This is a genomic window from Rheinheimera sp. EpRS3, assembly GCF_001513785.1.
Taxonomy (GTDB): Bacteria; Pseudomonadota; Gammaproteobacteria; order Enterobacterales; family Alteromonadaceae; genus Alishewanella.
In genome coordinates this window covers 1,248,671-1,263,008 of sequence record NZ_LNQS01000001.1, presented here as the reverse complement: position 1 = coordinate 1,263,008, position 14,338 = coordinate 1,248,671, and the positions used below count along the sequence as shown (strand labels likewise).

Sequence of the window (14,338 nt, the reverse complement as noted above, 5' to 3'; positions counted from 1 at the left end):
GCTGCCAGCTTTAGCCGTGGATTAAACGCTGGCGCTGAAATTCGCGGATTTTATCCACATAGTGCCGCACCGTTTGCACCGTTAACACGCTGCGCTGGCCATCCAGCACCTGGCCGCCAAACTCTTCAGCAAGTTTTTTTGCTGCATTGTGCATCAGGTTAAAGTTCTGCAGCGGCTCGCCAGGGCCGGGTAAGGTCATAAATAAACTCACGCCACGGGTGCCCAGCTTTTCGATATTTTCTAAGTCAAAAGTGCCGGGGTTAAACATATTGGCCAGGCTGAATAACACTGCGCCTGAGCCTGCGCTGTCCAGATGACGATGGAAAATATCCATCTCGCCGTATTTAAAGCCCAATGTCAGCAACGACGACAGCAGATCCGGCCCTTTCATCTCTTTGCCTTCAGGCAATAATACATACAGGATCAGCACTTCGGCGGGCTCTTCTTCAACCACGGCTGCTGTTTGTGGCTCAGGCTCGGGTTCAGCCTCAACAGCATAGTCAGCCTCGGTGTGCAGCCTGGGTTCGTCATCATCTGCCAGCGCAGAAAAATTAAGCTGCGGCTCTTTGGGCTCATCAAACGGCAGCTCGCTTTGCACTTCGGCTTTTACCGGGGCGGCCAGCGGGCGCTTTGCTGCTACAGTTTCAGCGCGTTTAAACACTGATGTTTTTGCCGGCGAAACGGCCGGTTTAACTGCTGCAGTTTTATCGCCTGCCTTTACTACCCGCACCGCGCCTACGCCCAGCTCGTCAAAGCCATCTGCTTTTTCATCAGCTGCCTTAGCAGCCTGCTCGTCATAATACCTGTGCTTGGGCTGGCCGGCGTTTTTACGCACTGTCCATAAGCCATGCAGCAACAATGCACCTAAGACTAAGGCGCCGATAATAATAAAAACCAAACGTAATTCGTCAGCCATAAGGTTACCTTTAATTAAGAGGCTGCTGCCATTTTAACAGCATCATCCACATCGACAGCAACAACACGTGACACGCCGGGTTCCTGCATTGTCACGCCCATTAGCTGCGCCGCCATTTCCATGGCAATTTTATTGTGGCTAATATAAATAAATTGCACTGTTTCTGACATTTCCCGCACCAGATTGCAAAACCGGCCGACGTTGGCGTCGTCCAGTGGCGCATCTACTTCATCTAACATGCAAAAAGGCGCCGGATTAAGCCGGAAAATCGAAAACACCAATGATAAAGCGGTTAAGGCTTTTTCACCACCCGATAATAAATGTATTGTACTGTTTTTTTTACCCGGCGGTCGCGCCATGATAGTAACACCGGTTTCCAGTAAGTCATCCTCAGTAAGGGCAAGATAAGCACTGCCGCCGCCAAATACCTTCGGAAACAGTGTTTTTAAGCCTTCGTTTACCTGCTCAAAGGTATCTTTAAACTTCTGCCGTGTTTCTTTATCTATCTTGCGAATAGCCGTTTCCAGTGTTTCCATCGCTGAGGTTAAGTCGTTATTCTGCGCATCCAGATATTGCTTACGCTCAGCTTGCTGTTCGTACTCTTCAATAGCCGCCAGGTTTATAGGCCCAAGCCGGCCAACAGCATCAATGGTTTTATCCAGCTGTTGCTGCCATAGCGCCTCTTCAGCATCGGCCGGTAATTGCGGCAGAATATCTTTCATACTGGCCTGCTGCTCGCGCAGCAACTCCAGCATATTGTTAGCACGTACACGATAACCTTCGCTATCAAGGCGAAGTTCTTCCAGCTCGCTGCGCTTTTTATTCAGTATTTGCACAATACCCTGTTGCCCTTGCTCTAACTGGCGGATTTGTTGCTCGGTAGCACCCAGCAGTTCCTGCTGTGCAATCATCTGTTGTTCAGCCTCTTCGCGCTCAAGCAGGCTGTGCTGCAGTTGCTCCTGCAACATCAGCTCGGGCTCATCATCCGGCTGCAGCTTATTGCTTAATTGGTTTAACTGCTCCTGCAACTGCTGTTGCTGCGCTGTGGCACGTTGCAGGCTTTGCTGCAGCGCGAGTAATTGCTGCTCGGCCACTTTTTGTTGCATCAGCAATTGCTGTTGCTGGCTGCGCTTGTGTTCAAACTGAGCGCGCAGTTGCTGTAACTGCTGCTGTTGTGTGCCGCTTTGGCTGTGTAACAGCTGCTGGTCTGCTTCATGTTCAAGTAGCTGCTCAGCGCTTTGCTCTTGTGCCAGCGCCAGTTGCTCGATGCTTTCTTCCAACTGTGCCTGGCGTAACTGCAATTGTTCGCGTTCTGTTGCCAGCTTTTGCGCCAGTTTTTGTGCTTGCTGCAGCTCTTGCTGAGCCAGTAATACGCCGGTTTGCTGCTGTTGTATTTGTCGCTGCACCTGCTGCAGGCTGTGTTGTGCCTGTTGCAGTGTATCGGCCGCCTGCTGCTGAGCCTGCTGCTGGGCGGCCAACTGATCGGCAATGCTTTGTTGCTGTTGCTCTGCACTGGCCAGCTCAGTAATCAGCTGGGCTAAACGCTCCTGGCGCAGTAAATAACTGTCTTGCGCCGCGGCACTGGCCAGCAGCGCCCAGTTGCTGCCAAGCCAGTAACCCTGTTGACAAATAACTGACTGGCCGGCTTTAAGAGCAGCAACACTTTGCTGTGCGCCAGTTAATGTTTCTGCCAGCAAGATATGGTTGAAGCTTTCCGGATATACGCCTGCCAGTATTACCTCTGCCAGCGTGCCCGCTATGGCTGGCTGCTTATTAGCCGTTACCACAGTGGCGGGTTGCTCTGGAAGTTGCGGCGCTACAGCCGCATGCTGCAATTGCCCCAATACCAGCGCAACAGCACCGGCCCAGCCGGGTTTAACCTGTAACTGGCGTAATAACTGTTGCTGCTCGTTATCCTGCTGCTTTTGCTGTTGCTGCAACTTTAGCTGCTCACGCTGCAGCATCTGCAATTCACTATTGGCGTTTAGCTGCTCAGCTTCCAGTTGGCGGCTAAGCTGCTCATGCTGCTGTAAATCGTCCTGAGCCTGGCTATGCGCCTGAGTATGTTGTTGCAACAGCTGTGTGGTGTGTTCAAGCTCTGCATTTAGCTGGCTGATGCGCAGCTGCAGCGGCTCGAGCGACAGCTCTGTGGTTTCCTGCTCAAGTTGCTGCTGTTGTTGCTGTACCTGATTTAACTGTTGTTGCTGGTTCTGTAATTGCAACTGCTGTTGCTGCTGTTGTTGCTGTAAGCGAAAATGCTGCTGTTGCCAGTGCTGAAAAGCCTGTTGTTGCTGTTGTTGTTCATCTTCCAGTTGCTGCAGTTGATGGGTAAGTTCATCCAGTTGCTCGCTCAGTAAGGCCAGTTGTGGCCCGTCCTGTTGCAGTTGTTGCTGCAGCTCAGTTTGTTGCGCCTGCTCGGTGGCAATAAAGTCTTCTGCCTGGCTCAGGCTGTGCTTTGCCTGCTGCATTTGTGCGCTGAGCGTTTGCTGTTGCTGGCGCTGATGCAAAATTTGCTGCTCCAGCCTGCTGATCGTGGCACCTTGCTGATAAAACCGGCTTTGCACCAGATCCAGCTGCTGCCTGCCATCCTGCGCCTGCTGTTTTAGTTCCAGCAACACACGCTGATCGCCCAGCTCCTGCGACTGAAATTTCTCCAGCTCGGTTTGCTGTTGCTGTAATTGCTGTTCCAGCGTGCTAAGCCGGTTGCTGTACTGCAGCCATTTTATCGTTGTCAGCTCGGCTTTTAGTTTACGCTCTTGCGCTTTAAGCTCTTTGTAGCGCTGCGCTGCTGTAGCCTGGCGTTTTAACTTTTCAATGTTTTTACCCAGCTCTTCACGCACATCCGCCAGCCGGTCGAGGTTTTCGCGGGTGTGTTTAATACGGTTTTCCGTTTCACGGCGCCGCTCTTTGTATTTGGAAATACCGGCGGCTTCTTCGATAAACACCCGCAGCTCTTGCGGGCGGGATTCTATCAGGCGTGAAATCATGCCCTGTTCAATAATGGCGTAGCTGCGCGGCCCAAGGCCGGTGCCAAGGAAAATATCGGTAATATCGCGCCGGCGGCATTTACTGCCATTTAAGAAGTAATTCGACTGCGCATCACGGGTTACAATGCGTTTAATCGCTATTTCACTGCGATCGGCCAGGCCACCTGCCAGGCGGCCTTCGGTATTTTCAAACACCAGTTCTACCGATGCCTGTGACACCGGCTTGCGCTGCGACGAGCCATTAAAAATAACATCGGTCATGGCATCCCCACGCAGATTTTTAGCTGAGCTTTCACCCAGTACCCAGCGCACCGCATCAATAACGTTAGACTTACCGCAACCATTGGGGCCAACCACTGCAGTCATCTGCTGTGGAAAAGGTACACTGGTGCTGTCAACAAACGACTTAAAGCCGGACAGTTTGATTTGTTTTAAGCGCATCTGGGCAGCATAGTATTATTGTTATCATTGCTTTGGGGTTATCATTGCGTTAGGCAAAATGTACCAGCGGCCATTTGCGCTGTCACGAAAAAATCAATCTCTTTTCTGGCTAATCAACATCTTACGCCGCCAGCGCTGGGCTTTTTCCGCTGCGGTGTTATGCACCACAGTACGGCTTTTCTTTGGAAATACGATAACAGGGCGCGATATTAACAGGTTATTCGGGTAGACCACCTGCTCATTGTCTTTGGTACGCAATACGGTGCTAAACAGGTTAATTTCCACAATGCGGCCTTCAAGATAATTTCCGCCGTCTATTACCCGCACTTCCATGCCTTCGGCAAAAGCTTTTTGCCCCAGCAGGATAAAAAACGCGGTAATATTGCTAAGCAGACTCCAGGCAGCGAATAACGCAACCCCCACCACGGCAATCATCGATGAGGCCAACACCAGCAAGCCACGGATATCAATACCCCAGATGATACTTAGCACCACAACCAGCAGTAACACCAGCAGAATATGAAACACCGCCGCTGCGCGTTTATTCATCTCTGCTTTCAGTTTACTGTGGGCAATAACCTGATATAGCAGCGGCATAACCCGGCGGCTGATAATAAAATACAGCACCACCACTGTCACACTAAGCAATAGCTGAACTGTTATCGGGCTGAAATGGGTAAATACCTGCTGAATATAATCAAAAAATGACAAGACAGTAACTCCGCTCAACGCTGTTTAATCCAGATCGTTTAGTGGCCAGCGCACGATAAAATCTTCAAAGTCGTCCAGGTTTACCTGTAACTCAGAAATGGTTTTATTGCGCACCGACATCTGTTTTTTATGCATCAGGCTTTTTTTACCGCCGTTGAGTAACGGATGCCAGTGCGGCAAGCCGCGCCCTTCATGCAAACGCCGGTAGGCGCAACTGGTAGGCATAAAGAAAATGTGTTTCAGATTTTCCTTTGTCAATGCGATGCAGTCAGGCACCAGCACTGTACGCTGGGTATATTCGGTACACTCGCACTTATGGCTGTTTAAATAGCGACAGGCGATATTGGTGTAATGCACCTGTTCATCCTGATGCAGCACGGCTGTCGGGCCCTCTTCCTCGTCATCATCGATAAACTTATTTAAACAACATTTAGCGCAGCCATCGCATAAGGCTTCCCACTCTTCAGTGTTCATTTCGTCCAGGCTTTTTGCTTCCCAGAACCGCTCTGCTAACGCCATCTTTAGTTTACCTTGCTGTTTACTGTAAAAAGATCGGAAAGTTGTAGCTGCAGCGTATCACCAGAGCTGAGCGGGCCAACACCTGCCGGAGTACCGGTAAGCACAATGTCGCCTGGCAACAACGTAAAATGCTGGCTCATTTCGCTGATAAGCTGGGTAATACCACGAATCATATTGGCAGTATTACCTTGCTGGCGCTGCGTGCCGTTAACTGTCAGGCTAAAATCCAATTGCTGCGGATGCTGCACCCGGGCTTTTTCGACAAAACCAGCTGCCGGACAGGCGCCGTCAAAACCTTTGGCTATCTCCCACGGCCGCCCCAATTGCTTAAGCTGAGCCTGTATATCACGAAGCGTCAGATCCAGCGCTAAACTGTAACCCCAGATTGCATCATTTACCGCAGCATAACCGGCCTGCTTTAACGGCTGGCCAATCAGTACCGCCAGCTCGGTTTCGTTATGCACTGCGCCTTGTGCTGAGGGAATAGTAAAACCGGGAGCCATTGCACACAGCGCTGTAGAGGGTTTAATAAAAAACAGCGCTTCAGGGGCTGTTTTGCTTTGCATTTCGGCAATATGATCCTGATAGTTCTGACCGATGCAAACAACTTTACCGACAGGCAAGCCGATAGTGTTTCCATTAATATCCAGGTGTTGGTATGCCATGAATGTTAATCCTCAGCCACAATTAAATCAGCCAGATAGCCCACGCTGGTAACAAAGTAGTAAGAACGGTTCCAGTGCATCAGTACTTTGTAGTTGTCGTACGCCAAAAAAGCCCGGCCGCCTTCGCCATCGGGTAGTACCAGAGCAGCTGTCAGATCACGTGCTGGTAAAGCCGTTTTATTCAGCCGCTGCAAACCTAGTTTATTCCAGTCTGCCAGGCTGCGCTCAGATTGCGACCAGCGCCCCAGCCATTCGCTGCGCTGCAGGCTGCCGCGGGCTATGGCGTTGGCAATATCAAAACCTTCCGGCAGTATGACTTCGCGGCCCCAGGTTTTGCTGTTATCCCAGCCTTGTTGTTTTAAATAGTTGGCAATAGAGGCAAATACATCGAGCTGATTGGTCCAGATATCTTTTTTACCATCGCCGTCACCATCCTGCGCGTAGGCCATAAAAGAGCTGGGCATAAACTGGCTTTGCCCCATGGCTCCGGCCCATGAGCCTTTCATATCATCCAGGCTGATATGGCCCTGCACCAGAATATCCAGCGCATGGTAAAACTCTTGCTTAAAAAAGGTTTCACGCCTGCCTTCATACGCCAGTGTGGCTAATGCCGATGGTACTGAATAGTTGCCCATAATGCGGCCAAAGCTGCTCTCCAGCCCCCACAACGCAACAATAAAGCGTGGTTGCACGCCATATTTCTGGCCAATTTTTTCCAGCTCCGGCAAATACTGCTGATAATTCTCACGCGCCATCCTGATACGGGTTTCACTTACACGCTTGGGTAAATAGGTACTGAGGGTTTCAACAAATTCCGGCTGGCTTTTATCGGCAGAGACAATGCGTTCGTGAAACGTCAGCGAAGCAAATACCGGCTCAAGTAATTCAGGTGCATAACCTTTGCTTAATGCCTCTTGTTTTAACGTTGCGGTGTAGTCGGCAAAACTGGGTTTGCTGTCACTATTTTGCTCCTGTGCTATTACAGCCACACTTAAAAAGGTACTAACGGCGACACAGATAAGAGATCTAAACATAAAAAAACCTATTGATAATGGGAAGTTACTGTTGTGACAGCTTCTTGTGCTCTGCCAGTAAATTGTCTACCGGCGGCGGTATCTGTAAATAATAGCCCTGGCTTTGCAATTGCTGCTTTACCTTATCGATATCCGCCAGCGCTAAATGTTCCCGCCGTGCCAAATTGATCAGCGTAACCAGCACGGGGGTACCAAAGGTTTGCAACAGTGCTTCAGGCACCTTGCTAAAATCATCGCGGCGCTCAACATACAGATAGGTACTGTCTTTTCGCACACTTTTGTAAACGGCACACAGCATCGAATAAAACCACGCATCAACCTTGCTTAACTAAGGGCTAAACTATAACATGACAGCCTTGTATTGCGTACCCGCAGACTCGCGGCAACGCAAATAAATGCCGGGGTTTGGCTAAAGTAAAACACCCGGTTATGGTAAATAATAACAAGTGCGCACTATACCCTTATGTCAGATCAGTCTTTGGAACTAAAAGGCAGCTTATTTCCTTTATCGGTGCTGTCATGTACCGATCTCAGTGTCAGTTCACTCTCACAGCAACTTAAGCAGAAGCTGGCTCAGGCTCCGGCTTTTTTTTATCAGGCGCCGATTATTCTTAATTTAGCGGATGTAGAGCAAACACCTGATTTTCATGCGATAAAACAACTCTTTATCGAGTTAAAACTGGTGCTGGTAGGTGTGTGTGGTGCCAGCAGTGAATTAAAGCAACAAGCGCAGCAGGCTGGCCTGGCCGCATTACAACTGGCCAAAGACAGCAAAACTGCGGTAGCTGCCAGCAGCACTACACGCCAGACAGCAGTGGTAACCAGCACAGTTAATATACCGATGGACAGCAAAATTGTTGAACAGACAGTGCGCTCTGGTCAGCAGGTATATGCCAAAGGCACAGATTTAATTGTTAAAGGTACCGTTGGTGCCGGTGCCGAAGTCATTGCCGACGGCAATATTCATATTTATGGCACCTTGCGCGGCAAAGCTATTGCCGGAGCAGGCGGTGACAACACTAAACGTATTTTTTGTTACAACTTACAGGCTGAACTGGTGTCTATTGCTGGTAATTACTGGCTTAGCGACAGCCTGCAGGGCGATTTTTGGGGTAAGCCGGCTTGTATAAAATTACAAGACGACCAACTGGTATTAGCAGAATTAGCGTAAGGATTTCACTATGGCAAAAATCATAGTAGTAACGTCAGGAAAAGGCGGCGTAGGTAAAACCACTTCCAGTGCTGCCATTGGTACAGGCCTGGCGTTAAAAGGCAACAAAACCGTTATTATCGATTTTGATATCGGCCTGCGTAATTTAGATTTAATTATGGGCTGTGAGCGGCGCGTAGTGTACGACTTTGTTAACGTGATCAACGGCGAAGCCAATTTAAAACAGACACTGATCAAAGATAAGCGCACCGACAATTTATTTATTCTGCCTGCTTCGCAAACCCGCGACAAAGACGCGCTGACCAAAGAAGGCGTAGAACGGGTATTAAACGAGCTGGCAAAAGATTTCGACTTTATTTTATGTGACTCGCCCGCCGGTATTGAAGCCGGTGCCATGATGGCACTGTATTTCGCTGATGAAGCTGTAGTGGTGACCAACCCTGAAGTATCATCAGTACGCGACTCTGATCGTATTTTGGGTATGCTGTCGAGTAAATCACGCCGCGCCGAGCAAGGGCTGGATGCCATTAAGGAACATCTGCTGCTGACACGCTACAACCCCGAGCGGGTAGAAAAAGGCGAAATGCTCAGCGTAGAAGATGTAAAAGAAATTCTGTCGATTGATTTGCTGGGTGTTATTCCGGAATCACAAGCCGTGCTTAATGCCTCAAACTCAGGCCAGCCGGTGATCCTGGACAAAGACAGCGATGCCGGCCAGGCGTATTTAGATACCGTTGAGCGCTTGCTGGGTGAAAAAGTGCCGTTTCGCTTTTTAACCGTAGAGAAAAAAGGCCTGTTAAAGCGGATTTTTGGAGGATAAAGGATGTCATTACTGGATTATTTTCGCTCGAGTAAGAAAACCACCGCCAATACCGCTAAAGAGCGTTTACAAATCATCGTAGCGCATGAACGCAGACGGCGTAACAGCCCGGATTATTTGCCACAGCTGGAGCGTGATATCTTAGAGGTGATCCGCAAATACGTGGATATTTCGCCGGAAGATATCGCCGTGTCATTAGAGCAACGCGGCGACGAGCTGTCGGTGTTAGAGTTAAACGTTACCTTCCCGGAAGATAAGCGCTAAATCTCCAACACGGATAAACAAAGCCCGCTTAATGCGGGCTTGTTGTTGTAGATTACTGTAAATTTGCAACTTAATTAACTGCGACACGCTGCTCTGGCAGCTGTAAATGGCTTTTCAAGAAGCGATCCATCGCTTTAAAGGTTTCCAGCCGGTGGCTGTTGGTACTCAGGTAATGATCGCCGTCTTCCAGTTCAATATACTCTACTGATTTTTTCTTGTTTTTCAGTGCTCTGAACATCGCTGTACTTTGCTTTACCGGCACAGAACGATCTTTAGTACCGTGTATTAACAATACCGGCACCTGAACTTTATCAGCATGTGTCAGCGGCGAACGCTGCTCCAGCAGATCGAAATTATCGCCTATTTGCTTCTTGACGATTTCATAATTGGTAAAATTGCGCTGCGATTTTACCAGATCTTCGACATCAGTGACGCCGGCAAAACTTACCACGCACTGATATAAATCAGGTGTTTTTACTGCCCCCATCAGCGCCGCATAGCCACCATAGCTGGCACCTACTATACAAATATTTCCGGGTACTGCTATGCCCTGCTCAATTAACCAGCGCGTGCCGTCTTCTACGTCGTCCTGCATTTGCAAGCCCCAGCCCTGCAGGCCCATTTGCATAAAGTCAAAACCATAACCATATGAGCCGCGGAAATTCATTTGCAATACTGCATAACCACGATTAGCAAAAAACTGTGTCCAATAATCAAAGCCGTCATCATCAAAAGATATCGGCCCGCCATGCGGGAAAATAATCGTTGGCAATGTCCCCTGTTGGTAGCCTTGTGGCGTTGTCAGATAGCCTTCTATCGTTAAACCGTCGCGGGCCTTATATTGAATTTTTTGTTTTGCCACCATCAGCTCTGGTGCCAACTGGCTGAATTTAGGTAGCAGAAATTGTAATGTTTTGGCTTTACGATCGCCTAACAGGTAAGCACCGGCATTGGTTTCACTGCTGGTAAGCACGATATAACGGTTCTGGTCGTGGCTCATACTAACAATATAATTATCAGCATCAGGCAAAGCATCATCCACCGCCTTCTGAAATGCCTGATACTTAGGGTCTATATAATCTTCACCGACGGCAATAATCTTCTTGTCCTGCCAGGAATATGAAATATCGGCAGGTACATCGTAATCAGGATCAGCTTTTATCAGCTCGGGCTCTGGCTTGTCTTTCGCCAGGTCGACTTTAAATATGGCTTTTTTGCCATTATGGTAAGCCGACACATATAACAGGTTTGGATCTTCATCAAAGCCTATCGGCCAAATCGTATCTTCTGATAAGGCTTCAAACTGCCACAATAAACGGAACTCATCGTTATTTGGCTTTTTCTCTTTAATCTGATATTGCGTATCATCGCGGAAAATAGCGATACGCGGCTGGTGCTGCCTGTCGGCAACCCAGTCAATCAGGTTCTCGCGGGAATGGGCAACAATTTTTGATAAATCACCATTGAGATTAATTTTAACCACACTGGTGCCTACTCCATGGTTGAAACCGTCTAATGCCAGTAAGAAATGCTCTTCGTCTTCCGGCATTAACGCTACGATATTTGATTGAAATTGCGGTGTGCGGACTAATTTACGCTGCAGCTGCCCCCGGATAACACTGCGATTTTTACCGGTTTCAGTATCAATAACCATTAACCGGGTTTCGGTTACCGGCGTACCGTAGCGGTGCGACGCATAAGCCGCTTTTACCAGTAACTGCTTGTTATTGGCCCACACCACAGAGTAAATATTGAGATCCCGGCTGTCGGCTTTTACCAGAAACTTCTGCTCCCCCGTTTCCAGATCAAACAGTTTAACCAGCACTAATTGCTCTTTCTCCGTATCGACAGTCTGGGTCATGGATAATTTTGTACCGTCGGGCGATAACTTTAGCATGTCGATACTCGGGGCGCTGGCAAAGGCTTCTACCGGCAATTCAGCAGCGTTAGCCATACTGAATAAAAAAACCAACACTACAACTATGCATCCTTTCATTATTATTATTCCTGATTTTGTCAATAATGCTGCTGCACATTAGCAAAACCGGTTTAACTCAGCAAAATATTTTGTTGTATGGTTTATAAAAAGAAAGCCCGCTTAATGCGGGCTTCAATATTGTGTCACTGATTACAGTCTACGCTTATTGTACAGTAACAAAGTCATCCATCAGGATTAACCCTATCATGGTTGCATCCAGATTTACGCCATCACGCGCTATAGCAGTGTAAATGCTGTTTGCCTCCAGGCTTACCGGCGCTTCAATCGCTTCGGTTTTAGTACCGGTTGGCGTTACGCTAACAACATAGTCACCAGCAGCCAGTGCAACATAGCCTGTTTCAGCTTTAAAGGGCACATTGCTAAAAGCAGGTGTTGCGGTGGCAATATCACCATCAGCCGTGACATAAATATCTACATTACCTGCCAGTGTTGAACCGTGTACAATACGGACTTTGGCTTCAGTAGCCACCCGGCGTGGCATATCAGCCAGGATCAGCGGTTCAACTGTCCCTTCACCCAATGAACCTACTGCCAGCACGCTGTAAAAAGCACCGGCCTCTACAGTAACGTCTTCGTCTATCACCACTACGCTATTATCTGCATCGGCAGCAACTTTTACGTTGTAAGTATTAGGTTCTACTGCAACATAATCTGTAAAATCAGGGAATGCCAGTGCATCCACCAAGGTTATGCTGTCGTTTACTAACACATCTACTGCCGGTGCGTCAGAAACATTATGTACTACCCGTAATGAGGCAGTAGCACCGGCATCCAGAATGGCCATCTCGCTGCCATCCTGCCCTACGGCTAGCAGTGAAACCGGTGACTCGCCCGAATACTGGCTGTCAACCGCTGCAACAACCAGATCTGTACCCGCAGTGCTTAAATCCAGCGTACCGCTATCAAACACTACTGTTTCATTATCAGGTAAGGTAATACGTACCCGGTACTCTGCCGGGTCCAGCTCTAATGGATCAGTAAAATCTTTAAATGAGAAGGTCACCGCCGGCGTACCAAGCTCGGCGTCTGGCGCGGTAACATGTACACTGACTTCAGGCGCTGTAGAGGCGGCGTGCACTACCTGCAGGCGGATTTTACCAGAAGCTACGTCATCCACTGTGCCTGTAACAACCAAAGGCTCAAGGGATTCCTCTGCAACCTTGCCAACCGCAAATACGGTGTAGCGGGTTGCTTCTTCAAGTGCTAAATCCAGTGGACCTATTACCGTAGCGGTGTTGTCTTCACCGGGTAATATAGCGTCAACGGCTATACTGTAGGTAGCGGGCGGCAGCGACAACACATCAGATGCTTCGCCAAAGGCGAGTCCTTCAATAGCAGCATCATCATTGGCTAACACGTTAACATCGGGTGCGTCTATCGCGGTATGAACAACCTGCACACTAGCGTCAACCACTACCGGAGGAGGAGGCTCTGGCGTTGGAGCCGGATCGTCATCATCATCTAACCAGCAACCTGTAAGCGATATTGCCAGCACTGCAGGTAAAGCAAAGCTTTTTATTTCTTTCATTGTTGTAACCCTTCAGTTATGAATTGCTGAAGTGTTACGCCATGGTTTTTACTGGGGATCAACATAGTTTTATGACAAAAATCGAACAAAAATGTCGAAAAAAAACACTAATCCAAAACTGCCAGAATTACGTAGTGCCCGCCCTTTTATAAAGTGATATGGGCCGGAACCGGCAAAAATGGCTTTAAATACTCAGAGCGCCAACCTTTTAAATACTCCGGTACGGGCAATTGATCTCGTTCTTGATCTGTCACCCGCCAGCACCAGTTAAGATATTCATTTAACTGGCGTTTTACTGACATAAATTCAGGCGGAATATTATGCTCAGCTGAGGCTTGTTTAACCGCAGCAGTAAGTTGGGTCACCGTTTCTTTATAACCGGCAAACTGTGACGGATGATAAAAACGTTGCGGACACTCTGTCTGTGGTAGTTCTTTAGCTGTGCTAATCAACTCAATCAGTGCTTTGGCATGACGGCGCAGTTCCCGCGGTGGCATCCCCGGAATATTCAGCAAACTTTCTGCCGTTGCCGGGCGGCGTTTTGCCAGCTCAATAAGCTGAATATCTTTGATAATTAGCCCCAGCGCCAGATCACGCTGCATCGCATATTGCTGGCGCCAGGCAGCCAACTCACGCAGCACTGCCAGCTCTCTTGGGGTAAGCTGCCAGCTGTTTTTAATTTCAAGATACTTAAATTCCAGCGGTAATTGCTGCTCACGCCGCTGCATTAACTGCTGCCCTTCTGCCAGCAATAATTGTTGCTGCGCCGGTGTCATTTGCTCAGTAAGCTGCTGGTACAGCGGAAACAAAAAATGCACATCATTTGCTGCGTACTGTAGTTGGGTTTGCGACAATGGCCGGGCCAGCCAGTCAGTACGGGACTCACTTTTATCCAGTATTTCGCCACTAAGCTGCTCTACCAGCCGGGCATAGCCCATGCTACTGCCCCAGCCTAACAGCTCGGCTGCAAGCTGGGTGTCAAATAATGGCGTAATCTGCGTAATACCCACCGTTGCCAGCGCCTCGATATCTTCACTGCACGAATGCAATAACTTAATCAGCTCTGGTTTAGCAAACAGCTGCTGTAGCGGCCGCCAATCGGTAATTGATAAAGGGTCCACCAGCGCCAGCTGGCTGCCATCATATAGTTGGATTAAACCCAGTTTGGGAAACAACGTACTCTGGCGGATAAACTCAGTATCTACCGCCAGTAATGTGCTGTTTGCTGCCTGCTGACAGTAGGCTGCCAACGCGTTGTTATCTGTGATTACACCAATCATCTG

13 protein-coding genes are annotated in these 14,338 nt (G+C 48.8%); 3 read left to right on the top strand and 10 right to left on the bottom strand.

The genetic code is table 11. The annotated features are described in order from the left end of the window. Nucleotides 1-10: 10 nt before the first annotated feature. The 7 genes from zipA to AR688_RS05615 all read right to left on the bottom strand — a co-directional run bounded on the left by zipA (nt 11) and on the right by AR688_RS05615 (nt 7,571). Nucleotides 11-916: a cell division protein ZipA gene (gene zipA / locus AR688_RS05645; RefSeq protein WP_068230294.1), complete on the bottom strand. Its 906-nt coding sequence runs from the start codon at nt 914-916 to the stop codon at nt 11-13. A 14-nt stretch (nt 917-930) separates the two neighbouring features. Beyond that, nucleotides 931-4,344: an AAA family ATPase gene (locus tag AR688_RS05640; protein WP_068230291.1), complete on the bottom strand. Its 3,414-nt coding sequence runs from the start codon at nt 4,342-4,344 to the stop codon at nt 931-933. Between the two features lie 93 nt (nt 4,345-4,437). Next, a complete protein-coding gene (locus tag AR688_RS05635) occupies nt 4,438-5,055 on the bottom strand; it encodes a mechanosensitive ion channel domain-containing protein (RefSeq protein WP_082694680.1) in 618 nt (205 codons plus the stop codon). 24 nt (nt 5,056-5,079) lie between these two features. Next, nucleotides 5,080-5,574, bottom strand: coding sequence for a YcgN family cysteine cluster protein (locus tag AR688_RS05630; protein WP_068230285.1), 495 nt, complete (start codon nt 5,572-5,574; stop codon nt 5,080-5,082). 2 nt (nt 5,575-5,576) lie between these two features. After that, the gene (locus tag AR688_RS05625) at nt 5,577-6,239 is read right to left on the bottom strand and encodes a fumarylacetoacetate hydrolase family protein (RefSeq protein ID WP_068230282.1); all 663 of its coding nucleotides are present in this window, start codon (nt 6,237-6,239) and stop codon (nt 5,577-5,579) included. A 5-nt stretch (nt 6,240-6,244) separates the two neighbouring features. Beyond that, complete coding sequence (locus tag AR688_RS05620; RefSeq protein WP_068230279.1) at nt 6,245-7,273, bottom strand: lytic murein transglycosylase; 1,029 nt, start codon at nt 7,271-7,273, stop codon at nt 6,245-6,247. Nucleotides 7,274-7,298: 25 nt separating this feature from the next. After that, entirely contained in the window at nt 7,299-7,571 is a 273-nt protein-coding gene (locus tag AR688_RS05615; protein WP_068230276.1) for a YcgL domain-containing protein, read from the bottom strand. A gap of 165 nt (nt 7,572-7,736) precedes the next feature. Here AR688_RS05615 and minC point away from each other — a divergent pair, with 165 nt between their 5' ends. The 3 genes from minC to minE are packed head-to-tail and all read left to right on the top strand — an operon-like array spanning nt 7,737 to nt 9,528. Further along, nucleotides 7,737-8,444 carry a septum site-determining protein MinC gene (gene minC, locus AR688_RS05610; RefSeq protein ID WP_068230273.1) on the top strand — a complete coding sequence of 236 codons (708 nt, stop codon included), beginning with the start codon at nt 7,737-7,739 and terminating at the stop codon, nt 8,442-8,444. Between the two features lie 10 nt (nt 8,445-8,454). After that, nucleotides 8,455-9,264, top strand: coding sequence for a septum site-determining protein MinD (gene minD / locus AR688_RS05605; RefSeq protein WP_068230270.1), 810 nt, complete (start codon nt 8,455-8,457; stop codon nt 9,262-9,264). Nucleotides 9,265-9,267: 3 nt separating this feature from the next. Beyond that, entirely contained in the window at nt 9,268-9,528 is a 261-nt protein-coding gene (gene minE, locus AR688_RS05600; protein ID WP_068230267.1) for a cell division topological specificity factor MinE, read from the top strand. Between the two features lie 70 nt (nt 9,529-9,598). Here minE and AR688_RS05595 read toward each other — a convergent pair whose 3' ends face one another. The 3 genes from AR688_RS05595 to rnd all read right to left on the bottom strand — a co-directional run bounded on the left by AR688_RS05595 (nt 9,599) and on the right by rnd (nt 14,335). Then, entirely contained in the window at nt 9,599-11,524 is a 1,926-nt protein-coding gene (locus tag AR688_RS05595; RefSeq protein WP_068230265.1) for an alpha/beta hydrolase family protein, read from the bottom strand. Between the two features lie 145 nt (nt 11,525-11,669). Next, on the bottom strand, nt 11,670-13,055 hold the full coding sequence (locus AR688_RS05590; RefSeq protein WP_068230261.1) for a DUF4397 domain-containing protein: 1,386 nt from the start codon (nt 13,053-13,055) through the stop codon (nt 11,670-11,672). A 146-nt stretch (nt 13,056-13,201) separates the two neighbouring features. After that, the gene (rnd, locus tag AR688_RS05585) at nt 13,202-14,335 is read right to left on the bottom strand and encodes a ribonuclease D (RefSeq protein ID WP_068230258.1); all 1,134 of its coding nucleotides are present in this window, start codon (nt 14,333-14,335) and stop codon (nt 13,202-13,204) included. Nucleotides 14,336-14,338 lie beyond the last annotated feature (3 nt).